Origin of the sequence: Bartonella sp. AD24XZML (assembly GCF_042196485.1) — a bacterium.
GTDB lineage: Bacteria > Pseudomonadota > Alphaproteobacteria > Rhizobiales > Rhizobiaceae > Bartonella.
This window is the reverse complement of sequence record NZ_JBHIQH010000045.1, coordinates 34,610-60,414: the sequence shown is the minus strand read 5'-3', so window position 1 is coordinate 60,414 and position 25,805 is coordinate 34,610. Positions and strand designations below refer to the sequence as shown.

The following is a 25,805-nucleotide window of genomic DNA, read 5'->3' as shown; positions in this document are numbered from 1 at the left end:
CTTACATATCAATCGGATTCCTAAAACTGCCGGATTCTTAAAACTAAATGCTGTAGGAAATTATAATCGAGCATAATCGGAGCATTTATGTCCAATGGGTTTGCTCAATGGCTTGATAGAAATTTTTGTTTAATAGGGGAATGTTTCTCATACAAAACAAAATACGATCATTGTTGCACATTTCATATGTTTGTTTTAAAGAATCTTCTCTCTCAAGACACTAAAAACGCATCTTATGCGTGTTGCTTTGAAAGGGATAACCGTCCCTTCATTGAGCAGCACCATTTTTACGCTTATGAGAGAGTAAGACGGCACTATTATTCACTTTGCCCGCTTTCAATGTTGGCTCTTATATTTGAGAGTATTTAGTATTTTGGATAATCGTTTTACACGGCTTTTCCTACTTGTAACATGCAAAAGGTTTTGGTTGTTTCAATGTAAAAGGGGTTGAGAGAATCTCAGCTTATTTATCGGCTCTCATTCAATATACAAAATCATTGACTATGATCATAAATCAGTCTGTTCTCTAACATTATGACTGTTATCTTTACTTAAATAAAAGGTTAAGTTGGGGACATCATTTTCTTGTTTCTCAATGCTGCAATAGTTTTTAGCTCTTTGAGAACGTTTTATTCAGAGATGTTCCTTTTCTAATTGTTTTTTTATCCATTCGTTAATTGCATTGGTGATGTATAAGAAAATGATTTTGATTAATTTATTAGAGAGAATGAAATGCGTAAATTTTATGATATGCGGGGACTCATTTGAGTTGTATAATGATCAATCATTTTTATAAACCCATGTATGGTATGTGATGAGGGCATTCATAAACACTGTTGACAGATGAGGATTGAAACAAAGGGAAACATTTTTCTAAAATAATGGACAATAAGCACTTCTTGCTTTATGACCAGTCATAATGAATGATTTTTCTTTTAATAAGGGGAATTTATGACCCAATATCCCAAATGTCCTCGTTGTGATTGTCTTTATACTTATGAAGATGGTGAAAATTTTGTGTGTCCTGAATGCGCACATGAATGGCCACAAAAAAACGATGATACGGTTCTTGTCAATACTGTTTATGATGCCAATGGTCAGATTTTAACAAACGGAGATACCGTTATGGTGATAAAAGATCTGAAAGTAAAAGGCGCTTCATCTGTTTTAAAAGGGGGGACGAAGGTAAAGAATATTCGCTTGGTGGATGGGGATCATAATATCGATTGCAAAATTCCAGGGATTGGTCAGATGAGTTTAAAGTCGGAGTTTGTGAAAAAAGTTTAGGCATTTATTTTCTTGCAATTGTTTTTGCATTTCATTGGTTTCCTATTTTTACATTCTTCTCTAATTGGGCATATTTTTCTCCAATGGGCTTCTTTTGTTTCATAGATTACACCAATCAGATAGAAGCAATATGTTTTCCTTTATTGCAAAGCCATGTATCGCAGAGAAATAGCGACTCTTTCTTTTCTTTTAATATGCGGTTATGAGGGGACTGGATATTGACTCACAAGCAACAATAAAAGTATGCGCTTTATGAGAAGAACAACGCCGTAAAGTAGACAAACTTATTCCTGCTGAATTAAAAAAATATTCTTTCTTTTTTATCAGATAATTTCTCAAACAACCATAATAGATCTGGCTTCGATGTATTTATTTTTTATGGGTAGTTACACCTTTTTCGTCATATTTATGGAAATGAGATTGAAAATGATAGGGGGGGAATTCTTGATTTTAAGAATGGAAAAAGGACGCTATGATCTTGACAAGGTCGTACAGTCATTCATTTTCCAGCTCTTAGTTCTGCAACAGTCTCTTATAAAAGTGTGCATAAGCGCTATTAAAAATAGTTTTTGTTATTATCCAGTTTGTGCTGTGTAAGCGGACGATTTTTATTGGTGCAACATAAACAGAATTGAAATAAGAAGAATGTCAGAATTTTCATTCAAGTTGCAAAATGTGATCTTTGTCAACTTTCTTCTACAACATATTGATTTATAATAATAAATTAGCATTATTTATATTGAGTTAGAACCCCGAATAACGTGGGATTCTCTCATTTCAAATCTGTTCCATGTTAAATCAATTAAAATCACTTGCTTGCATACCACAAGCGGGGCTGGCGTGTGGGTAAAAACTGTACAAGAAAGGATTAAAAATGACTCTTATGAATCGTCTTAAGTGCCAAGGGCTATCGCAACATTGGGGGCTGGCAGATATGATGATGGTGCCGGCTTGCTACAAGAAGTATTTTGCGTGATTTGTCGTTTGGAGAGCTGAGAAAGATGAAGCAAATGGGCACTCTATCTTGCAATGTTTTCTTTTTTGGGGGGCTTTTTTGTAACGAGGTCGTGTTTTCTTGATTAAAATTGCATGACAAGATTATGAGATAAAATAAATTTAAAATGTACGCTCATGCGTTGTACTTCTGTGTACGTAAATTGGTTTGTTGAAACAACGTATGTTTCCTAAAGGGAGCTTTGAAAGCTTTTTAAGGTATATGTGGAGGTGAAAGGTGAGTGAAGGTATCATTATTGGACAGATTTTTTTAACAGTACTCTATTTTTATGGCTGCATAGCTTACTTCTAAAATTTCAGGAATAAAATGACGTAAGATCTTTACATTCCATGTTTGAGCGCTGTTGAAGAGGGGCAATCGGTGTGGTTATTTTACCTATTGAGGTTAATATTTATTGTGGCATGGCTTCAACGCCTAAAACTTCAGGGATAAAATGACGTAAAAGATTTTCAATACCATGTTTGAGAGTTGCCGTTGAAGAGGGACATCCAGCGCAGGAGCCGCGCATATTGAGATAAACAATACCATTTTCAAATCCGCGAAAAGTAATATCTCCACCATCATTGGCAACTGCGGGGCGGATACGCGTTTCAAGGAGCTCTTTAATGGTTAAGACAATATCAGCATCTTTTTCGTCATAAAATTCTTCGTTAAGGGCATGGGTTTGTGCTTGTCTTGTAGCGTTGGTAGTGATCACTGGCTCATTGGATAGAAAATGTTCCATAATTGTGCCTAAAATGACGGGCTTGAGATGTTGCCATTCTCCTTCTTTTTTGCTTACGGTGATAAAATCATAGCCTAAAAAAACACCATTGATATTGGGAATATTAAACAGTTTAGCCGCCAAAGGTGAGTTTTTAGCTGCTTCTTCACGGTCACGAAATTCTAATACGCCCTCAGAAAGAACCACGCGTCCTGGCAAGAATTTAAGAGTTGCAGGGTTTGGGGTGGTTTCAGTTTGAATAAACATAGATTCTCCTTTTATAATGAAGGCTTGGGAAGATCTTACATTGTAGAATATTATATTTTTTAGGCAATAGATCTAATATCTTCATCGGCAAGATTGCTAGGAATAACAATGACAGGGATTGAAAAAGCTGTTCCTTTATTCCCGATTAATTGAACAAGGGGTCCTGGTCCTTCTGTATGTCCACTGGCTGCTAAAACAATTAGTGCAATCCTTTTATCTTCGTCGACCAGTTTGGAAATCTCATCAATTTTTTTTCCTTCACGCACCACTATTTCTGTTTCAAGCGCATGGGTGGTGCGGACTTCACTGGCAATGTCTCCTAATATTTTATGAGCACTTTGCTTTGATTCTGTACGCATAACGTTGTTTACACCCAGAAAATGTTGAAATTCTACACTATCAACGACACAAAGTAATACCAATGTTCTACTGGTATTTTGGGCATGCTGTGCGGCAAACGCAACGGCACGCCGACACTCTGGTGTTTCATCGATAATAACTAAGTTTTTTTTCTTTGGTTCTTTTTTCGGATTTTGGGGTTTGGAAATCATGCACTTTCTCTATTTTGTACAAACGATTTTTTTGCTCTCTACAGTTTTTAGTTTTATTATTTTTATGTATTGTGCAAAAATCCAATAATTTCACGAATTTTTTTCATATTTTCTTCTGCGAGCATACTAGCACGTTTAGCGCCATCATGCAAAACAGAGTCGATATAACCGCTTTCTTGATGAAGGCGACGTAATTCTTCTGTTATAGGGGCAAGCTTATGGACAACAAGGTCGGCTAGAGCTGTTTTAAAATGGGAAAATTGTTGACCAGAAAATTCTAAAAGAATCTTTTCTTTGCTAACTTTGGCAAAGGCGGCATAAATACCAAGCAGGTTATCTACTTCTGGTCGTTCTTTTAAAGCGGCAAGGGTATCGGGAAGTGGGGCCGAATCCGTTTTGGCTTTGCGTATTTTTTTTGCGATAAGATCAGCGTCATCGGTCAAATTAATGCGTGAAAAATCTGAAGGATCTGATTTTGACATTTTTTTTGTCCCATCGCGCAAAGACATAACGCGTGTGGCTGTTGTTCCAATAAGCGCCTCTGGGAGGGGAAAAAAGCCTTGTCTTTTTTCTTCATCTGTTTGCATAGAGATACCAAAATTTAATTCGGCAATACGCTGTGCATAGTCGTTGTTAAATTTTTGTGCAATATCGCGTGTGAGTTCAACATGCTGTTTTTGATCTTCGCCTACTGGAACATGCGTTGCACGATAGACTAAAATATCAGCAGCCATCAAAGTGGGATAGGCAAAAAGCCCGATGGATGCTTTTTCGCGATCTTTTCCCGCTTTATCTTTAAATTGTGTCATGCGTTGAAGCCAGCCGATACGGGCAACACAATTAAAAATCCAGGCGAGTTCAGCATGTTGAAAAACACGTGATTGGTTAAAAATAATGTGTTTTTGAGGATCGATACCGGCGGCTAAAAAAGCTGCTGTCACTGTTCTGGTGGATTCGCGTAAAGTAAGGGGATCTGGGTTGACTGTGAGCGCATGCATATCCACAACACAATAGAGGCAGTGATGAGAGTTTTGCAGTTCAACCCAACGCTGAATGGCTCCAAGATAATTGCCAAGATGTAAATGACCACTCGGTTGTACGCCGGAAAAGACAAGTGGTGTGAAGGTATCCATAGGAGTGCTCTTTCTTCAATTAAGGTTATTCATTTTATTGTTTTTGACAAAGTATAGATATTATGAGCGTTTTTTCAAATTTTTAAGCGTGTGAAAAAAGGAACGGGTGTTGAATAAAAAATAGGCACTAAAATAGATCAAAAATATGCCAATCATGATCCCAGCTAAGGTGATCGCGCGCAAGAAAAATGATGCTTGTGAGGATAAAGGAAAAGACAAAAAAACAAACACATTCAATCCGTAATAGAGGGCTAGTGCACTCAAAAGAGTTGCCATCATGAGACATAATATTCGCTTTATCAGTTGGAAGTCGTATTTCCAATAACCGCGTTTGATAAGGACACTCCACAGCAAAAGGGTGTTGGCCCATCCAGAGGTAATTTCAGCAATAACAATGCCTCGTGCAGATAGAATAGGAAATAATGTTAAGGCGAGACTGATATTGATGAAAACGCAAATACCTGTAAAAATCATCGGTGTTTTGGTATCTTCATGGGCAAAAAAATTAGGAATAAAGACCTTAATAAGAACAAAAGCTGGAAGTCCTAGTCCATAAAGCTCCAATAATTGTGCAACATGGTGTGTTGATTGACTGGTAAATTGTCCTCGTTCAAAGAGCAAACTGACAATGGGAGTGGAGAGCAGCAAAAAAGCGATGGATGCTGGAAGTGTTAACAACAATGTTAATTCAATAGAGCGATTTTGTAAATGGTGGGTTTCTTTATGCTTTTTGCTCCGCAAAGCGCGTGTTAACTCTGGTAAAAGAACGGTTGCAACGGCAATGGCGATTACGCCTAAAGGCAATTGATAAAGACGATCAGCATACATCAAAGAAGAGACAGCACCCGATTGACTAGAAGCAATGTTGGTATTAATAAGCAAATTAATTTGCGTGATGCCACCTGTGATGGCTGCTGGGAATGCTAAAGTTAATAGCTTACGAACATTAGGACTTAAATGGGGCTGGCGGAAGGAAATTTTCATTCCACTTTGACGCAAAGCAAGGGCAATTAAGGTGAGCTGAAGAAGCCCTGCTGCCAATACACCCCAAGAGAGATTTAAGCCAATATGCCAAGCGTCAAGTTTATAGATCCAAGCATAGGCAAGCACACCAATCAAAATAATGTTTAAAAAGAGTGGGGCAATGGCGGCAATAAAATAGCGTCGCAGCGCATTAAGCATGCCCCCCATCATGGCAGCAAGCGACATGCAGGTTAAATAGGGAAACATGATTGCAGTAAAGTGAATTGTAGCGTTAAATTTTGTTGCATCTTCGGTAAAACCTGGGGCAATAATGGTTCGTACCAAAAAAGGCATACTCAGTTCCATCGCAATCGTTAACAGTAAGAGCAGCGAAAAGAGAACGCCAAAGACTTCTTCTGCAAATTTGCATGCCGTTTCGTGACCTTCTTCAGTGATTTTTTTTGCAAAAAGAGGAATGAAAGCAGCGTTAAAGGCACCTTCAGCAAAAAAACGACGAAATGTGTTGGGAAAACGAAAAGCAGCGTTAAAGGCATCAGAAACAGGACCTGTCCCTAGGGCCGCGGCCATAAGCATTTCGCGTACGAAGCCAAAAATACGGCTCATGAGGGTTCCGGAAGCAACTGTTGCAATTTTTTTAATCAATGTCATAAAGATATATCAGCTTTGTTGTAAAAGAGAAGCGATGACAGGAGAAATAAAGCGTTTTAAATCGTAAAAATCTGATCTCTATCCTAATCAAGGATACTTTTTGAAAGCGTTTTACGACGGCGTTTATCTTTCTGTCAACAATGGTGCTTGAAGACTTTTTTATGCTCCTTGTTTACTGTTGCATTAAAATTTTTATTGTTACCATAAAATAATTAAAATTTCTTTTTCAAACTGAAATATGCGAGTGATATTATAACAGTTTGAAGGGATATGTAGGGATATATAATGATAATTTCTCTTTATGGTGTGATGTCGTGAATAGTGCAACCCAATACCGTCCTGTTTTATGTGAGGGGTGTGACCCTATTAAAGAACGCAAATAAAATAAAAGCGTGGAGCAATACGCAATTTCCATTATTTATTCATTATTAAAAAAAACAGCGCTTTAGATGTTTTAAAAAGTCGTAAGGCTGAGCTAAAAGGTGATGGTAAAGCTGGTGATTTATTTTTATCTTTACGGCTTTATATTCTCCCCAAATTTGGCTGCCTTTTCATTTTAGAGATTACATAAACAAGAGGATAGGAAGACATGATCTTTCAACAGCATTTTTCCTGTTCAGGTTTCTTTTCACAGTTGATGAGGATAAAATCTGAGGAAATAAGATCAATTTGTTCTTTCATGGTTTCCATTCTCGTTGAGGTGCAATTGATTTGCCGATGAAGGCAGAGGGGGGGTAAAGGCTATCATTTTTACCAGAGGGGGCAAAAAAGTTAAAGTTTATAAACCTTTTAGATATTCATTGCCATTTCTTTTGTGTGCTCCGTTTTGTGAGGTTGAATATTTTCTTGTCTTTTGGGACTCTGATTGACGATTTCTGTCATTTTTTGCACTTTAATTGCTTCTTTATCAAGGGTGTTGGAACATTTTTTTTCATTATTTTTCTTTATAGATTGATGCTGGATAGATTGATACTGGTTTGGTGCTAAGCGCTCATCGAATTTATGGTTATAAAAATACATGGGTTGTATATGCGGTTCTATCTCTTTTATCTGCTTGACTATTTCCATAATCTCTTTTGCTTTGATGGTTGATGTGCCAAGACTCTTCGCAAGTCTTTCAGGATTATTTTCTTTTATAACTTCATGCTCGTTTGAAGATAAGCGCTCATTGATTTTTTTGATATAAGTCCTTATCTCTCCCCTTAATTCAGGAGAGTTTGATAAAGTTTCTTGCTGTTGTGCTTTTGACAAGGAAAGGAGATTTTTCATCCAAGCCTTAGGCATTTCTACCAACTGTTCACACCGCCTTTGTTTTACATGATGGGTATGGAGAATGTCTCTTTCTGTTTGTTTAGAAATATTGATATAACGATCAATGGCTCTACAGAGGGGCAAAATATTTTCTTCAGCATGGGCGCGCGCGTTGTTTTTTATGCCAAATACATTGCTACCAGAAAGCTTAGAAATTGATTGGGGAGAGGTGGTAATTTGATAGGTGAGTTGTTCTCCTTCAGTATGATTTTCATGGATCATCTCAATTCTTTCCCGCAAAATATGACGATTACCATAAATGATTTGGCACAAAGTTTCTATTTCTTTTCTTCTTGCTTGAATGGATGCGTTGTTTTTTATCCTTGTGGCAATTTCATTGTTGGTAAGGGGGGCTATTGTTTGTGCGGGGATAAGCACTTCTTGCTGGTTTTGAATTTTTGGTGCTGTAAAGGAGAGGGCGTCACCGATTTTTAATGTCTGTATTTGCTCTGGGGTGAGATCTTTTTTATTTCCCAAGATGAAAATTCCGTTAGCATCAAGCATAAAGCCATTGGGTCCACTGCCTCTGTAAAAGCCTTTATAGGTATGACCTTCTTTTGCTGTTATAATAAGATAATGATGAATACTCTCAAGCCCGATATGTTTCATACTGTCCATGAATTCTTTTAAAATAAGTGTTTTTTCTGGATTTGAAATATCTTCAAGCAGATGTTTCATTTCTTCTTTATCGTTATGTTTTAGCGATGCAATACTGGCAAGATTCATACGTTTTTCTGTTACAAGAGAAAAGTCGAGTGTGTGGCCAGCAACTTGCCCAAGTTTTTCAAAAAACATTCGTTGCGTGCGTCCATTGCCTTCTCTGAAAGGATGTGTATAGTTGAGCTGTATCAACATTTCAGTGACATGTTCAACAAATGTTTCGCGGGTTAAGCCTTTTAAACTATTCGTTTCAGCAAGTATTTTATCTAAATTTTCTAGACCCTCCTGTATCTGTTTTGCTGAGGCAAAAGAAATACCAGCTTTTTTCATCATTGGCATATAAGCAACGGTACCATCTTCAAATGTAAATGGTTTTTCGCGTGTTTGTCCGGCCCATTCAAAAGTATTTTTAAATAGGGTGTGATGAATATATTGGAGATATGTGGAGGTTAGTTTTTGTGGTGGCGCTTCTTGGCGCAGATGAATGATTGCTTTTGTTGTATCATGGGCACATTGCACTTTTAATTTTCCATAGTCTTTTATTCCATATTTATTCTTTAAGGTGATACTATTGGGATAAAAGAAATTACGATGTATTGTCTTATTTTCTTCGGTTTCAGGCGGTGATGATAATTTCTCCTGTAAGGTGAGAGGGACGGTGTTCGTTTTTCTTGTACCAGTATCCCAGTATGCCATTGCTTTTTTTGGGGGCTGTTTTGTTCTTTCTTGATGATCAGAGCGTGTTTCCTTTGTCATTTTGACAGATATTGGATTATTTGTCGCTGTATTACTGCTCTGTAAAATGTTTTTTTGAAAATCTTTTTGCATTTGCCTCATAGCGGAAACCGATTGAGCAATTGGTTGTGCCATTTGTTCTTTTTCTTGTTCTTGCAAACTTTGGGGCATAACTTCAACGCTGTCATGTAAAGCATGAGGAACAATCCACGGTGAAAAATGGGCTTGTTCTTTTTTCTTTGTTTGAATGGATGCGTTGTCTTTGCTCTTTTCAGTTATTTCATCGTTTTTAAGAGTGGCTCTTTTTTCTTCTGGAAGCAATGTTTTTTGCTGGGTTTTTTCTGGGTTTTGAACTTTTTGTGCTGTAAAGGAGAGGGCATCACCGATTTTTAATGTCTGTATTTGCTCTGGGGTGAGATCTTTTTTATTTCCCAAGATGAAAATCCCGTTGGCATCAAGCATGAAGCCATTGGGTCCACTGCCTCTATAGGTACCATGATAGGTTTCTCCTTCTTTTGCAACGACAGCGAGATGATAATTTTTTTCATCCAATCCAAGCTCTCTCATAGAGTTGGTGAATTCTCGTAAGAGGAGCAATTTTTCTGGATTTGAGATATCTTCAAGCAGATGCTTCATAGGCTCTGGGTTGCCATGTTCCATGGCAGCGGCGCGGACAAAGTCTTTACGTTTTTTGCTCACAAGAGAAAAATCTAGCTCATGTCCTGCTGCTTGAGAGAGTTTTTCAACAAACAGTCTCTTTGTGCGCCTATTGCCCTCTCTGAAAGGATGCAAGTGGTGCAAATCTATCATTATACTAGCTGCTTGTTCAACAAATTCTTCGCGCGTTAAGCCTTGTAAATTATTCTTTTCAGCAAGCGTTTTATCTAACTTTTCTAGTCCCTCCTGTATTTTTCTGCCAATCGCAAAAGGTTTTGTAAATTCTTTTCTTTTCAAAATGGGCATAGAAGCAACAGTGCCATCTTCAAATGTAAAAGGCTCTTCGCGTGTTTGTCCGGCCCATTCAAATGCACGGGAAAAGAGGCCTTGATGAAGGTATTTTAGATAAGAGGCATTAAACTGCTCTGGTAGAGGTTCTTGGTGCAGTTTTATCATTTCTTTTTTTACATCATTAGAACAGCATTCTTTTAATATTTCTTTATCTTTGATGCGGTATTTATTTTTAAGCACTTTGCTATTGGGGTAGAAAAAATTTTGCGCTTCTTCATTGATTTGCTTTGAAATGGCTGCATTAATTACAGAGTGTTGTTCTTGCAATTCTTCCTGTGTAGAGGAGGCACAATGTTCTGTGTTTTCTTTCATGCATATTTCCTTTCAAATGGTAACATTATTTTTTGAATTTTTTTTTGTTTACATTTTTTGCCTTATGTTATTTTCATAGTGTTTTCTTCAAAGAAGAATGCCTATTTGAATGATTGAAAAAATTGACCTTATTCGCATGGAACCAAGTTAATCATGGAACAAAGTTAAAGTTTGTAATTTTTATAAAGTATTATCGTGAAATTTTATCAATGAATTCTGTAAAATAATGGGGTGTCTTATTCAAAAATTTCTGTATTTCATACACCGTCTTTGGTGCAATCTTGGCAAGATAATTGCACCAAAGTTTTGTATGAAAAGTCAACGATGATTAGACTATCACGACAAAGCCATTGCTTTTGATGTTTCGGTTCTGTGCGGTCGAACATGCGGTTGATGTTCTTGCCTAGATGTTTCTGCAACTTCTTGATGCCGCTTTGCTGTTGAGCATTCAGGTAGCTTCGGGGACTGCGATAAGCTTTGCTGCTGTTGCAATTTTTTATCGAGATCGTTAAGCGGTTGATGACGTTTTTGTTGTTCTGCCTGATGGTTTTGCACAATGGTTTCTCTTAACTGTTTTATCGTATCAGCATAATCCTTAATGGCGGTACAAAGAGTAGGAAGATTTTCTTCAGCAGCTTTTCGTGCTCCGTTTTTTAAGCCAAGGACTTGCTTACCAGCAAGAGGAGCAAAAGATGTACAATCCTTTTCAATTTGAAATACAAGCTCTTCTCCCATCTCTGGAATTTTTTGCATATCTTCTATTCTATATTGCAAAATAAATGGATCCTTATAAACAATTTGGCACCAATATTGGATCTCTCTTTGACCATATTGAACCGATGGATCTTTTTGAACTCTGCGGGCAATTTCCTCATTTGAGAGAGGCTTTATTTTCTTTTCTGAATTGAGCGGATTTTGTAAATGTTGATTTGTTAGCTCTTCCTCTTGTACTTGTCGCTGATGTTGTTGTTCCGTGTGAGGACCTTGAGAAATATTTTCACTTTTTGTATATTTTGAAGTATACACATAACCGTTAATAGCAGCACATAGGGTAGGAAGAGTTTCTTCAGCTTGTTTGCGCGCATGATTTTTTATGCCAAGAACTTTTCTACCAGCAAGCTTAGAAATAGACTTAGGCCGTTCTGTAACATCCCATAAGAGCTGTTCTCCCATATCGGGGTTTTCTTTGATTGCTTCTATTCTTTCACTTAAAATAAGCCGTTCGCCATAAACCTTTTCGCACAAAAATCGTATCTCTTCTTGATATGCTACGAGCAATAGCTCTCTTTCCATTGTATTAATAGATGGTTTTTGTTCGTGAGACGGTTTTGGTTGTTCAATTGCTGTGTGTGGAGAGGCAGGCTTTTGGACGACAGTATCGCTTTGTTTTCTGTTTTCCATACGGTGCGGTTTTCTTGAAGGCGGGACGGCATATGTTCCACTGTCTTGTGATGATGAACTGCTTTGCTGCCTGACTTTCATATGTGATAGTGTTTTGGGTCTAACACTTGGTTCGTGTGTTTCAGGATTTTGGATTTTTGTGCCATTTTGTACTCTTTCTCTCATGCGTGGGGGAAGGGGCGGAGCAGGCGTTGCATAGAGATGTTCTCCCTCTTGAGCTGTTGTTTTGTTTTGTTGCTTATCTTTTGCGCGTGGAGGTCTTTGTGGAGCTGCTTTTGTGTGCGGAGAGGAGTGTTCTTGGATTTTTGAGTTGAGGATTTTTGCGTCGGCTTGTGTTTTTTCTCTCATGCGTGGAGGAGGGGGCGGAGCCACTTTTGTCTGTAGGGGGGCGGACTCTTGAACTGTCGGTTTATGTTGTTGTCTCTCTTTTGCACGTGGAGGTCTTTGTGGAGCTGCTTTTGTGTGCGGAGAGGAGTTTTCTTGGATTTTTGAGTTGTAGATTGTTGTGCCGGTTTGTGTTTTTTCTCTCATGCGTGGAGGAGGGGGTGGAGCCACTTTTGTCTGTAGGAAGGGGGACTCTTGAACTGTTTGTTTATGTTGTTGCCTCTCTTTTGCACGCGGAGGTTTTGGTGGAGCTGCTTTTTTTTGTGGGGGAGGCGTCTCTTGGTTTTTGGCGTTAGGAGACATTGTGTTGGTTTGCACTGAGCTTTTCATACGAGGGGGTGGTGGTGGAGCAACTTTTGGGTGGGGGGATAAATTTTCTGGGCGTTTTTCTACAGTTGCTTTTGGCAAACTTTGAGAAACTTGGGAAGGAGGGGTTCTGGTAGGGGATTGTTCAGCCTGTTGTTGAAATTTTTCCATCATTTCGGTGATAAAAGGGGAGGGATTTCTTTTTTTCATACATGTTCCTTTCAAACTCTTCCAATATTGTTTTTAAATACTATTTAAAAATATACGTTGGTTTTTATTCTGTTTTATGCTTTTTCATTTGCTTTTATGAGAGAGGATATGAAACTGAATGGTCTCGCACAATTTGACTCTTATGGTTCAGATCATAATCATTCTCTAAAGATTATTTTCTCAGTGTTTGGGTTAAGGGACAGAAAAATAAATTTTGTTTCAATTTTTCTCTCTTTCTTGGCGCAAACACCTCTTTCCTGTGTTGCGCCAAGACGTTAGATTCAACGTGAAAACTTATGTCTGTTTAGCTGGCAAAAGCCATCGCTTTTGGGGCGGCAGTTTTGCGAGGACGAACATCTGTTTCTCTTTGTTGTCCAAGGGGTGTTGCTCCTTCATGCGTTACTATTGAAGGCTCAGGGCGTTGAGCAGACTGTGAGACGCTTTGTTGTTGATGCAAATTTTGCGCTCTGTCAGAAGGTGCTTCATTGTGTTCTTGTTTTGCCTGCTGAGTTTTTGAAAGGCTCTCTCTTACTTGTGTTACAGCTGTTGCATAATTGTCAGCGGCGTCAATGAGGTGAGAAAGACCCGCTTCAGCATGTCTGCGTGCTTTATTTTTAAAGCCACAAAAGTTATGACCAGCGTACTTGTGAAAAGATTGAGGATTTCCGACAAGTTGCTGTGCGAGTGCTTCTATTGTTTCAGGGTTTTGGAAAAGCTCTTCTGTTTGTGATTGCAAAATGTTTTCGTTCCCAAAAACAACTTTACACCAATATTGGATTTGGGCGAGGTGTCTTTTGACTTTTGAATGTTGTTGAATTTGGGTAGAAATTTCTGTCTCTGAAAGAGTTTCTTTTTCACGATGATCTGGTTTTTGCAGAAGTTTAGCGACGGCTTCCTTCCCCATGAAGCGTTCATAGTTTTTGAGTTCTTGCTCTGGAGATTGTACGAGGCTCTCTCTTGCCTGTTTTACAGCTTCTGTATAACAATCAACGGTGACACTGAGAGCGGAATAACTCTCTTCCGCGTGTCTACGTACTCGACTTTTAAAGCCCAACGCGCTGGTGCCGGAAAGTTTAACAAAACTTTCAGGATATGCTGCCATGCGCCATGAGAGCTCTTCTCCTGCAGCGGGATTTCTTTGAATTTCCTGCATTTTTTCTTGCAAAATGTTTGGGTTACCATAGGCACTTGCGGATAAACGTTGGATTTCCTCTTGATAGGTTCGAACCAATGAATGGTGTGGAAGCAATAGAATGATTTCTTCCTCTGAGAGAACTCTTGTTGTTCTTTGGGTAACTTGTGAAGTAACTGTTGAGTGTGTCGTTTCAGGTTTTTGCTGCCTTTTGGTAGAGCTGCCTCTTGTTAACGAAGCTGTTGGATTTGTTGATGCATGTACAGTTTCTTCGCTTAAAAGAGATTGTCTTTCCTCATCTTCTTCCGGTATGGATGACAGTCTTTTGCTTTTTGAAGGTGTTTCTTTAGGAAGGGGGGCTGCGCCTGAGACCTCTGCCGCCGCTTGTTCATAGAGCTTTATAAGTTCTTGTATTGAAGAGGATGGAAAAGGATGAGGGTGTTTTTTTTTCATGCATGTTTCCTTTCAAAAATTGTTTTAGAAAACCTCTTTGGTGCATTCTTGCCTTTTATGCTTGGATCGCTTTGAGACAAAAAAAATATCGAGCTGAATGAGCTTCCAAAGATCTGCGCTATTTGCAATCAGCTTAATGGACATTTGTGTCTTTTATACAGTTTTTTTGTGAAATATTATCAATAAGTTATCAATAGTTATCGTGAATTACAGGCGCCATTTTTAGGACTATTTTTTGTAACATTCTAAAACAATTCTTGGTGCAATCGCGATGAAACAATTTGCACCAAGAAACTCACTGAAAAAAAGATTACATGAAAAACAAAAACTATCTGTTTTTATGTTTATGCCCCTTTACATGGCATAAGAAAATCCTTTTTCTCCTTGTCTTTGTCTTTGAGGGCTGTGCTCTGAACTATTTTGTTCTTGTCCTCTTGCGTGATGACGATGATGATGATGGTGTCTCTCAACTTGCTGAGAATTTTCTTGATGGCGTCTTTGTTCCGCTAGAGGGGTTTGCGATAGTCTTGTTGCTGCGTCTTGTACAGCCTTTGTATAACCATCAACGGCATCAACGAGCGATTTAAAACCGTCTTCAGCTTCTTTGCGTGCTTGACTTTTTATGCCAAGTGTGGAGCGGCCAGCGAGCTTATGCATAGATTCAGGATTTTCAGCAAGTTGATTTGAAAGGTCTTTTCCTTTAGTGGGATCTGTAAGTATTCCTTGCAAGTGCTGCTGGAAAATCGTATCATCGCCATAAACAATTTTACTCCAGTGTATGACTTCTTCTGCATGTGCTTGGACGTGTGGATTTTTTAAAAGCATGACACTTATTTGATCAGCTGTGAGGGAAGATGAAGGCTTTCCTCTTTGGTACGGAGCAACCGTTGTATAGTCGGTTTCAGGATCTTCTGTCCTTTGATGTTTACCTCTTGAAGAAGCGGTAACGCTGCTAACTGATGCGTATAGAACATCAGTTTCATGTTTTGCAGAAGCAACCGTTGTATAGTCAGTTTCAGGATCTTCTGTCTTTTGATGTTTACCTCTTGAAGGAGAAACACTGCTAACAGTTGCGTATAGAACTTCCTCTTCTGGGGTTGGACCGCGCTGGTTTCCTCTGGTTGGTTTATTAATTTTTGCATAGAGTGCTTCTGGATTTGCAGAAGGATGTGGATGATGTTTTTTCATACATATTTCCTTTCAATATTTTTAGAAAACCTCTTTGGTGCATTCCCCACTTTTAGTTTTGATAACTTTGATATAAAGGAAGATATCCAACCGAATGACCTCCAAAGATTCTGCGCTATTCAATATTGATATGTAATGAACATTTATGTCTTTTATACAGTTTTTTTATGAAATTTTATCAATAAGTTACAATAAATTACAGGATCCACTTTTAGAACTATTTTTTGTAATATTTTAAAACAACTCTTGGCGCAATCGCTATGAAACGATTTGCGCCAAGAAACTCACTGAAAAAAAGATTACATGAAAAACAAAAACTATCTGTTTTTATGTTTATGTCCACTTACATGGCAAAAGCCATTCCTTTTTCTCCATGTCTTTGTTGTTGTGGGCTGTACTCTGGACTACTTTGTTCTTGTCCTCTTGCGTGATGATGATGGTGGTGTCTGTGTTCTGCTTCTCTTTCTGGATTTTCTTGTTTTTGATCTCTTTCTCTTTCCTGTTCACGTGTAAACTGTTTATGGAGCTTTTGTGTATTATGTATATGCCTCTCAAGAGCTGAGCAAAGGTGGATAAACTCATCTTCAGCTTCTCTGCGGCTTGGAGATTTTACACCAAGTATTTTGTGACCTGCAAGCTTACCAGCGCTTTGAGGGTTTTCTGCAAGGTCCCATAAGATTTGTTCTGCATTTTGAGGATCGTCAAGGATCTTCGCAAGTGGTCCATTCAAAGCATGTTCTTTTCCATAAACAACTTTGCATCGCTCTTGGATTTCTCTTACACCATATTGAAAGGTTGTGTTTTGTAAAAGCCTTGTTGTAACCACATCTTTTGGGGTTCTGGGAGGGGAGATTCTATTTCCGCCAACGCCTAGATAGATGGGATTTTCTAGTTGTTCAGACTCTTGCCCGCCTTCAGCCCCCATGCCAACCGTTGTATAGACAGCTTCGAGTGGTCTTTGGGGAGAGCGTCCACCATTTGCACCAAAATCAAGCTCTGCATAGAGATGTTCTGGTTCTTGGGGATGTCGTCCACCCTGTGCACCTCCACCAACTGTGTCGTAGGGTGTTTGCCAACCTTGCGCCGCCAGATCCGTTATTGAATAGGGGTTTACGAGTCTGTCGGTGCGTCGCTCATCACTTGATCTCCCACCAAGTCTGTCATAGGGATTTCCTAGTGGCTTTTGGGGAGCAAAGACCGTTTCTGGTGGTTGTTGAAGTGTATATTGTTGTGGGTTGCGCTGTTCTTTGGGTGGTTTGTTAACCTTTGCGTAGAGGTCTCCTACATTAGAAGCTCCTAGATTTTGTTGTTCAAGTGGCTTTTGGGGAGCATAGATCGTTTCTGGTGGTTGTTGAAGTGTATATTGTTGTGGGTTGCGCTGTTCTTTGGGTGGTTTATTAACTTTTGCGTAGAGGGGGGCTTGACTCTGGGGTTGTGGGTTCTGGGGGGCTGGTTGTGGGTGATTTTTTTTCATGGCTGTTTCCTTTCAATATTTTTAGAAAACCTCTTTGGCGCATTTCCCACTTTTTGATATTTTTTAAGACAAAAGAAGAATATCAAACTGAATGGTCTCCAAAGACTTCGCGCTATTCATATTGATATGTAATGGACATTTATGTCTTTTATACAGTTTTTTTATGAAATATTATCAATAAGTTATAGTAAATTATAGGATTCATTTTTAGGACTATCTTTTGTAACATTTTAAAACAATTGGTGGGCGCAATGGAGATAAAATGATTGGTATAAAGAGTTCTGTTGGAAGGCAAAAGTTCACGCGTTTTTAGCCGGTAAGAGCCAGCGATGAGGAACGACTAACTTTCAAGCTGCGAGCTTGACATTGTGCTTCTTGGGTGTTCTTTACAGTATTCGCAATTTCTTTTGCTTTGCTTTCCGATGTCCCAAGGAGGCAAGCTAGTCTGGTATAATCTTTTTCTTGTATGGCTTTACGATCTTCTGAGGATAGACGATTGTGTAGTTGTCGTGAAAAGGTATGGAGTTCTTGTCGCAGTGAACGAGAATGCAATAAAGCTTCCCTTTGTTGTTCTTCTGGTAAGGAAAAAAGGTTTTGTAAATTTTTTCCAGGTTTTTCGACAGTGTGGTTCAGGCGATTTTGTTCTCTTTGGTGTTGCTCTAGAATTGCATCTTTTGTTTGTTGTGTTATTGCGCCATAATTTTTAAGGGCTTGGCTGAGTTGTGGAACAGCCTGTTCGGCTTGTCTGCGATTTGAACTTTTCATGCCAAGTATTTTACTCCCAGCAAATTTAGAAATTGATTGAGGGTTTTGTAAAGTTTCATCGGCAAACTGATTTCCTAAGTTTGGAGCTACCGTTATGATATCTAATGTTGTCTTTAAGGTGTGGGTTTTACCATAAACAGTCTTTGATAAATTTTCGATTTCTTTTCGGCTCCCTTCAACATAAGCGTCATTTGAAATCCTTTCAAATAACTCTTCATGGGTAAGAGGGGCTAATGTTTCTTTTGGGATCAGTGTTTCTTTTAAGCTTTGAACGTTGGTTTTTTGAAAGCAGAGGCGGGCACCGTTTTGTAATGTTTTGACGAGTTCTGGGGTGAGATCATCTTTGTGTCCGACGACGAAAGCCCCTTCTATTTCCATGACAAAACCTTCTGCTGAAAAACCTCTAAAGACGCCTTCATAGGTTACATCTTCCTTTTCTGCAACAACAACACGATCGTTAATTTCATCCAGTCCAGCGTTTCTCATTTGGGAGATGAATTCTTTTAAAACAAGGGATTTTTGCGGATGGGTGATATCTTCAAAAAGATCTTTCATCGGTTGGGGATTGCCATATTGCATGGCTTCAATACAAGCTACTGTCATGCGTTCTTTTGTGATGAAAGAAAAGTCAATGGTATGCCCTGCTGCTTGTCCAAGTTTTTCCATAAACATTCGATTGACGCGCCCATTCCCTTTTCTAAAAGGATGTGCGTGCTCTAGCGCCATAAAAACTTCAGCGGCACTTTCAGCAAATTCTTGGCGCGATAAACCTTTTAAATTGTTCTTCTGGTTCAGTATTTTTTCGAGTTGTGTGAGTTTTTTTTTAATCTGTGGACCGATAGCAAAAGGAACTTCATAACCTTTGGGACGCATCGCTGGCATATGGGCAGTGGTGCCATCTTCAAATGTAAAGGATGTATCGCGGGTGTGGCCCGCCCATTCAAAAGTTTCGTGGAAGAGGCTCCAGTGGATTAGTTTTAGATAGGAAGCATCAAATTTTTGTGGGGGTGGTTCATGGCGAAAATTGATGGCTGCTTTAGTGACGTCATGGGTACTGCGTTGATACAGTTTTTTAGGGTCTTTGATGCCATATTTATTTTTGAGTGTTTTGGTTCCTTTATATAGATAATTTTGCTCTAACATGTAATCTCTCCTAAGTAGGTAGGGTGGTGGTTGATGAGCGTCTTAAACACTGCATGTGAAAAATTCCCCTTCGCGTATTCTTTTGAGATTTTGGGTGTTATGAGAGGGAGTGCTTTTCCCTTCAGTGTATGGATGTTGTATCAATCGTTTTGTGATGCTTTTGAAAAGCTTTTCTGATGTTTCCTTTGTTTATTATCTTGTACTGTAAAATGCTGGTATTTAGGGCGCTGATATGAAGCCCATGAGTGGTCAGAAAATGGATTTTCTCTAAATTGACTCTGGGTAAAATCTTCGTTTTTTGAGGTGTAAGGAAGAGGTCAAAAAGAAAAATGTTGCTTAAAATTGTTGTTTTTTCCTTTAACAAAGTTGTTTGCAAGAGCGCTTTGATGAGGGGCGTGGATATAGCGGGTGTAATCGCTCTTGGTTAGTGGATGGTGCTGGTACTTTTCATACACAGCTCTCAGATTGCTGAATCTATGGGCAAAAGCTGTCATCAAAAATTTTTCTCCATTATGTTTTTTTTATTGCTCCATATGAATATCTTGCCATACGAACATCTTTTTTGTGTATTTTTGCAACAAAATGTTTTTTATTTTGTATTGTTGCTCTTATTATATTGCGCTGCTTTAAGATCCATAAGAGAGGAAACCCTTTCTTTGGTTGGGGAGAAAAACCTTTTTCAGCGCTTTATCATAAAAATAGAACACTTTATGATATCGTAAAGGGGGAAAAGCTTGTATAAGAATGATTTATTCATTTTGATGTATATCTTAAATATTTTTTGGGAAAAATCGATGTTCTTGAGTGTAGGTGTTTTGAGAGTTGTTGTCTCAAAGATCAACCGTTTTTTTCTTAAGTCTTGATATTGGTGATTAGCGTTGTGAAATGTTTTTGCTTGTTTGTAGGGGATAAATTATAAACAAAAAGCTTTGTAGGAATGTATTTGCAGGACGTTCTCAAGTGGAAATGTTGGTTTGGTTATAGGTGATTTGAGGGGGGCTTTCTTGTAAAGACGATGGGTACTGGTAAAACGATACACAAAATACAAAAAGGAAAAAACACGGATTTTTTATCATGTTTTCCTTATGTGTGAAGAAGCGGTCAAAAACTTTTTGTTAACGGGTTTTTAAAAAATAGAAATGTATGTTGTTTTTGTGGTTGGTCTTTTCATAGTCAAGATCTCATAATAGGAAGTTAGTTTTTCTTTTGTGGAGCAAAGCGGTTTTTTGCAGCTGCGGCTAATATTTCTTTCCTTCTGAAATAGATGGCGCAACCACATTGCGAAGGGGAGCCTTGCATCAGAATAATTTGTTCATCTTGACGCATTTCTCGAATAACTTCGTGGGGTAAAATGAGTGCTCTTTTTAAAATATTCATATAACCACGAAAATCGACTCCATCTAAGACAAATAAAATAGGCTTTTGTAGCTTTCGTCAGTAGTAATCATGACGTTTAAAAGGAATTAACAATTATCCTGTCCAATTGCTTTGGATATGGTGTATATGCTATGTGCAAAATTGGTGGTAGGGCGCTTAAGTAGTCTGTTTTTTGCATGTATGATAAGAATATTAAAATATCTCTTCCACATAGGTGTTTAAATCAAAAAAACAAAGTTTCATATTTTTTAGTTGGCCATAGCAAGTGTATTTGAACGATTTTGTGTGCGTGTGTAGAATTGGCTATGAGCGTTCCTTGCTTTTTGAACAATGTCGGTAATTTCTCGTGCTTTCTGTTCTGATATACCAATACTTTGTGCAAGTGTTTCATAATCTTTGTTTGTGATCGCACTACATTCGTTTGATGAGAGACGATGTTCTAAACTGTTTATAAAAGTACGGAGCTCTTGGTGTAATTGAGGAGATTGAGACAAGATTTCTCTTTGTTTTTCCGGTGATAAAGCAAAAATATTTTTCAAGTTTTGACTGGGATTCTCTACCGCTTTTCCAAGGCGTTCTTGTTTAATTTTATGGTCTCGAGTGACTATATTATAGGTAGCTTCTACAGTATACACATAATTCTCAATTGCAAGAGAGAGCACATCAAGATAATTTCGAGCGTGTACACGTGCCGGATTTTGTAGACCGCATATACTAAAACCTGCAAGAGGAGAAACAGAGTGCGGTGCCTGTTTAATCTGATTAGCAAACTGTCTGCCTAATTCTGGATTTTTAATAATTTCTTCTATCTGTTCGTTTAATACGTTTGCGTCACCATAAACAGTTTTTGTGTAAGCTCGGACTTGCTTTTGAGCTTTGAGAACGTAACTATCTAGCGCAACTGTTTTGGCACATTCACTTTTTGTGAGAGGCGCTAATGTTTCTTTTGGAATAAGCGTGTTTTCAAGCTCTTTGCTGTTGGGGGCGGTAAAGGTAATGATATCACCAGGTTTTAGTGTTTTTAATCGTTCTGGTGTGAGATCATCTTTGCTACCAATGATGTAAGTTCCTTGCACATCGAGTATAAAACCTTCTGAATAACAACCTTTATAAGTTCCTATATAGGTTTCTCCTGCCTTTGTTGCTATAACAAGGCGATCATCCACGTTGCGTCCCGTATTGTTTATATGGTCCATAAATTCTTTTAAAAGACGTATTTTGGGGGGATTGGAGATATCCTCAAAAAGATCTTTCAACAGTTGTGTATTGCTATATTGCATTGCTTCGCTACAGGCAGCCATCATACGTTTTTGTGTGACAAGCGAAAAGTCAAGCTGATGTCCTGCAGCTTTGGCAAGATTTTCAAAAAAGACTTGTTCTGTGTGCTCATTGCCATCTATGAATGGGTGGATTTTGTGAAGAGAGTAAAATAGACTCGTTGCTTCCTTGACAAATTCTTCGCGTGTTAAGCCTTGCAAATTGTCTTTTTCGGCAAGCGTTTGATCTAATTTTTGTAAGAGTTCAGGGATTTCTTCACCGGTTGCAAAATTATTGCCCCATTCCATTCTTTTCATTTCTGGCATGGCGGCAATGCTATCGTCTGTAAATGCGAAGGGGATATGGCGCAGATGTCCAGCCCATACAAAGGTATTTTTAAACAATTGTTGGTGGATATGGCATAGATAAGTTGAATTAAAATATTCTGGCAGGGGTTCTGCACGCAGATTGATCATGGCTTTTTGCCTATCATGTGAGCATTTTTCCAGAAAGCGTTTTAAATCTGTTTCTCCATATCTATTTTTGAGAATTTGGGTACCAAGATAGATATAATTATGGGGTGAGGGAATTCCTTTTGTTTTTTCTTTTGCTTTTGGCATTGTTACATTCCTTATAATGTTACATTGTCCATGAGAGTGTGTTAAACTTTTTGTTTGAAAATCCCCCACGCATATTGTTTTGAGATGTTGAGACTTGGGTGAGGAAAAAATCCCTCAAATTCGTAGGTGTTTTTGAGTGTATCAATCTTTATCTTGGCACTTTTTTCTTTTACTGAGAGAGAATGGTTCATTTGGGTTGTTTTCATGCATATTGTCTTTTAATTTTTTTGTAGAAAAATTTCCCTATAAAAGCGGTGCCTTCAAAAGTTTCTTGATAGGATTCTCAAGGCATAGATATGATTGGTATTTATTATTTGGAGATGAGGAGAGTGCTTTATAAAGAAAATTGGCATTGGTAAGCACAGGCATAATACCATCATTCAAAGACTTTTCTCCATACTTTTCTTGTTGTATCAAGCGGGAATTCCTTCTTTATAGGCTTTTATGAGATAGAATCTCTGCTTTTATCCTTTGATGTTTTTGTTTTGATGCATGGCCTCCATTAGAGGGTGTTTTTTAGTTTTTCTGTGCTTTTGGGGCAAAACGGTTTTTTGCAGCTGCGGCTAACATTTCTTTTCTTCTAAAATAGATCGCTCGACCACAACGTAAAGGGGGTTGTCCTTGCATCAGAATAATTTGTTCATCTTGACGCATTTCTTGAATAACTTCGTGGGGTAAAATGAGAGCTCTTTGTTGGTAATTGATATTGTAAGAGCTCTTTCCTAAAGATAAACCTCTTGATTTGCTCGTTCCGGTGACTTCAACAGTCATTTGACCACAGCGTTCTGAAATATCTTTAGCCGTTTGGAGGTCTTTAATGGCAGCATAGCTGACAAAGGAGCAGCTTTCAAACCATGAACGTGCTCCTGATTCTCCAAAGTGATTGACCAACTGACCAGAAGATTGATAAAAGAGCATTAGGGATGTTCCGTATTTACGTCCACGATCACGCGCTTCTTCTAAAATATTCATATAGCCTAGAAGGTCAACTTCATCTAAGACAAATAAAACTCGCTTTTTATAGTTACCATCCGCTATAACCATGGCATTGAGAAAGGCCCCAATAATTACACGTCCTATTGCTGGATAACTGTTTAAAATGCTGGCAGGGAGATTGAGAAAAACATCTGTATTGCCATTGGCAATATCTGAAGAGGAAAAATCATCGCCGCAGACAAGATCTGCGTAATTCGACAAAGAAAGCCATTGGGTGTCTTTTGAGGCGGTTGTATAGACGCCTGAAAAGGTTTGTTCTGCCATTTCTGTAAAAATACCAACCATTTCGCGAATAAAAGGAGAAGGGGTTGTTTCTTGAATCATGCGTAATTGATTGACAATAGCTGTTTCTGATTGAGAAAGAATTGAGCGCAATGTTTTTAAATTGCGCTCATGGTCTTCATATTCATCAGAAAATATGACATGAGCAAGAAGAGCCGTTAAAAGATTATGGGCTTGTGTTGAGAAATATTCTGCTGAAGAATTGTCTGATTTTTTATCTGTGAGAAGCAGTTTGGAAAAGCTTACAATATTTGCTTCACGTTGTGTGCGTGGTACGCTGTCATCTAAAAGCCAATCGATGACATTAAAACTTTTTGTTAAAAGTGAATTGGGATCGAGAACAATAACATTTCTATTCCCCATCTTTTGACGGGCAAATTTGACTATTGGGGCAACTTCTGTTGAAGGATCAAGACAAATAATAGACCCTGGATAGGTTAAACACGTAGGAACTACTGTACTTGTTGTTTTATAGCCACCAGAACCAGCAAAAAAGATCATATGAGTTGAACCAAAATCAAGATTAAAGGTTAGCAAAGGGGCTGTTCCACCCTTTCCCCATGTTGTTTTATTGCCAGGTGCAAAGGGAATGTTGCACACATTATCTTGATCGACACGGTATCTTTCACCCACAACAATTTGCCCATTGGCAGGAAAGATTTTTGCTGCCTCTCTTAAATTCATCCAAGCGGCCTCACCAAAAATACCTTTTTTTGCGCGCTTGACCTTACTTTTAGGGGGAAGGGTTGTTACGAATTGAATGATGGAAAAAAAAACACCAATGATGATGCCAAAAACAACCATGGGGTCCATGAATTGAAGAGCATAGCCCCATGTTATTCCTTGTTGGCCAACATAGGGACTTAAGCGTTTTATTTCACTACCAATATAGTAAAGAGCGGTTGTTCCAAAAAAGACAACGGAGACAAAAGTGATCATTTTACGCAGGTGTAGTTTTTGCGAGAGACTATACAACAATGAAACAGCAGCCGTTAGTGCTAAGACTAATAAAGGCTCAGAACGAAGTGTCCAATAAATTTGATCGCTTTTTAGTCCATTTGTTATAAACAATAAAAAATGAGGGACAAGGAATATCGTTAAAGCACCTAAAGCGATCGGTGTTAAAATGAGTACCATTTGTGTTTTGGTATATTTCATTGTATTTTACTTTCAATTCTGTCAGAATATGTTGCGAAATGCTCTTTTCCAGGTGTGTGATATGAACTCTCATCTCTTTTTGCAAAGGTGCAGATAACGCCAAACAGTTTTCGCTTATGAGCCTTTCTCATTAAGGGGGAAGGTTTTGTCTATTCTTAGCAGGCCATAGCGAATGCTTTGGAACGGTGCATTGGTTCTAGATCACCATTTTCTGCTACAGCAACACTGGCGAGCATCATGCGTTCTTTTGTAACAAGTGAAAAGTTAAGCTGATGCCCTGCTGCTTGAGCAAGCTTTTCAAAAAAGACCCGTTGTGTACGTCCATTGCCTTCTCTAAAAGGATGAAGTTGGTTAAGGGTGTTAAATAAGCTTATTGCTTCAGCGTTAAATTTCTCGCGCGTTAAGCCTTGCAAATTATCTTTTTCGGCAAGCGTTTGATCTAATTTTTGTAAACCGTCTTGGATTTCATCGCCGAGTGCAAAAGGATTTTCCCATCCTGTTCTTTTCATTTCGGGCATGGCGGCTATGGTGCCATCTTCAAATGTAAAGGGGAGATGGCGCATATATCCAGCCCATTCAAAGGTATTTTTAAATAAGTGGTGATGAATAGAGCATAGATAGGAGCTATCACACTTTTCTGGTAAGGGGGCTTCACGCAGATTAACCATTGCTTCTGCTGTATCATGTGAGCATTTCTCCAGAAAGGATTTTAAGTCTTTTATTCCATATTTATTTTTGAGTGTTGTGGTGTTTGGGTAGACATAATGATGGGGAGAAACTATCTGTATATTTTTTGTCTTTGCTTTTGCTTTTGGCATCGTAGCTTCCTTATAATTTTACGTTGTCCATCAGAGTGTTAAATTCCTCGAGTGAAATATTTCCCTTTGCGTATTCTTCTAAAATTTTGAGTGTTGTAGGATGAAGCGCTATTCCCTCTATCGCATGGGTGCTGATGGCTGCTTCAACGGCTTCACGGCGTTTTTTTAATTCTTCTTCTGTCATCGATAAAAGATTTTCTCTATTTTCTGTTTCGTTGGTTTTCATG

At 38.4% G+C, this 25,805-nt stretch carries 14 protein-coding genes and 3 pseudogenes; 2 read left to right on the top strand and 15 right to left on the bottom strand.

All coding sequences use genetic code 11. The features are described from left to right. Nucleotides 1–951: 951 nt before the first annotated feature. Nucleotides 952–1,287, top strand: coding sequence for a zinc ribbon domain-containing protein YjdM (locus ACFIMX_RS04145; protein ID WP_375618296.1), 336 nt, complete (start codon nt 952–954; stop codon nt 1,285–1,287). 1,406 nt (nt 1,288–2,693) lie between these two features. Here ACFIMX_RS04145 and ACFIMX_RS04140 read toward each other — a convergent pair. From ACFIMX_RS04140 to murJ, 4 genes are all read right to left on the bottom strand, one after another. Next, nucleotides 2,694–3,272 (bottom strand): NifU family protein, encoded by a 579-nt coding sequence (locus tag ACFIMX_RS04140; protein WP_375618295.1) that lies wholly within the window; start codon nt 3,270–3,272, stop codon nt 2,694–2,696. Nucleotides 3,273–3,331: 59 nt separating this feature from the next. Then, nucleotides 3,332–3,823, bottom strand: coding sequence for a universal stress protein (locus ACFIMX_RS04135; RefSeq protein ID WP_375618294.1), 492 nt, complete (start codon nt 3,821–3,823; stop codon nt 3,332–3,334). Between the two features lie 62 nt (nt 3,824–3,885). Beyond that, entirely contained in the window at nt 3,886–4,956 is a 1,071-nt protein-coding gene (gene trpS / locus ACFIMX_RS04130; protein ID WP_375618293.1) for a tryptophan--tRNA ligase, read from the bottom strand. A 60-nt stretch (nt 4,957–5,016) separates the two neighbouring features. Further along, a complete protein-coding gene (gene murJ / locus ACFIMX_RS04125; RefSeq protein ID WP_375655290.1) occupies nt 5,017–6,588 on the bottom strand; it encodes a murein biosynthesis integral membrane protein MurJ in 1,572 nt (523 codons plus the stop codon). Nucleotides 6,589–6,911: 323 nt separating this feature from the next. On the opposite strand from murJ, the pseudogene ACFIMX_RS04120 reads away from it, so the two are divergent. After that, nucleotides 6,912–7,156 (top strand): annotated as a pseudogene (locus ACFIMX_RS04120) (integrase); the annotation flags it as partial. A gap of 221 nt (nt 7,157–7,377) precedes the next feature. Here ACFIMX_RS04120 and ACFIMX_RS04115 read toward each other — a convergent pair. The 11 genes and pseudogenes from ACFIMX_RS04115 to ACFIMX_RS04065 form a co-directional block, all read right to left on the bottom strand. After that, nucleotides 7,378–10,614 carry a BID domain-containing T4SS effector gene (locus ACFIMX_RS04115; RefSeq protein ID WP_375694063.1) on the bottom strand — a complete coding sequence of 1,079 codons (3,237 nt, stop codon included), beginning with the start codon at nt 10,612–10,614 and terminating at the stop codon, nt 7,378–7,380. A gap of 336 nt (nt 10,615–10,950) precedes the next feature. Beyond that, complete coding sequence (locus tag ACFIMX_RS04110) at nt 10,951–12,915, bottom strand: BID domain-containing T4SS effector (protein ID WP_375694062.1); 1,965 nt, start codon at nt 12,913–12,915, stop codon at nt 10,951–10,953. Nucleotides 12,916–13,219: 304 nt separating this feature from the next. Then, nucleotides 13,220–14,500 carry a BID domain-containing T4SS effector gene (locus ACFIMX_RS04105; RefSeq protein ID WP_375694061.1) on the bottom strand — a complete coding sequence of 427 codons (1,281 nt, stop codon included), beginning with the start codon at nt 14,498–14,500 and terminating at the stop codon, nt 13,220–13,222. A 354-nt stretch (nt 14,501–14,854) separates the two neighbouring features. Then, complete coding sequence (locus ACFIMX_RS04100; protein WP_375639556.1) at nt 14,855–15,688, bottom strand: BID domain-containing T4SS effector; 834 nt, start codon at nt 15,686–15,688, stop codon at nt 14,855–14,857. Nucleotides 15,689–16,031: 343 nt separating this feature from the next. Continuing rightward, on the bottom strand, nt 16,032–17,162 hold the full coding sequence (locus ACFIMX_RS04095; RefSeq protein ID WP_375639557.1) for a BID domain-containing T4SS effector: 1,131 nt from the start codon (nt 17,160–17,162) through the stop codon (nt 16,032–16,034). Nucleotides 17,163–17,471: 309 nt separating this feature from the next. Next, entirely contained in the window at nt 17,472–19,070 is a 1,599-nt protein-coding gene (locus ACFIMX_RS04090) for a BID domain-containing T4SS effector (protein WP_375639559.1), read from the bottom strand. Nucleotides 19,071–20,264: 1,194 nt separating this feature from the next. Next, nucleotides 20,265–20,447 (bottom strand): annotated as a pseudogene (locus ACFIMX_RS04085) (type IV secretory system conjugative DNA transfer family protein); the annotation flags it as partial. A gap of 248 nt (nt 20,448–20,695) precedes the next feature. Continuing rightward, nucleotides 20,696–22,324, bottom strand: a complete 1,629-nt coding sequence (locus tag ACFIMX_RS04080) for a BID domain-containing T4SS effector (protein WP_375639560.1) — start codon at nt 22,322–22,324, stop codon at nt 20,696–20,698. Between the two features lie 516 nt (nt 22,325–22,840). Then, on the bottom strand, nt 22,841–24,760 hold the full coding sequence (gene traG, locus ACFIMX_RS04075) for a Ti-type conjugative transfer system protein TraG (RefSeq protein WP_375639561.1): 1,920 nt from the start codon (nt 24,758–24,760) through the stop codon (nt 22,841–22,843). Between the two features lie 188 nt (nt 24,761–24,948). Beyond that, nucleotides 24,949–25,578, bottom strand: a pseudogene (locus ACFIMX_RS04070) (Fic/DOC family protein); the annotation flags it as partial. Between the two features lie 10 nt (nt 25,579–25,588). Next, nucleotides 25,589–25,804 (bottom strand): antitoxin VbhA family protein, encoded by a 216-nt coding sequence (locus ACFIMX_RS04065; protein WP_375610603.1) that lies wholly within the window; start codon nt 25,802–25,804, stop codon nt 25,589–25,591. Between the last annotated feature and the right edge of the window lies 1 nt (nt 25,805).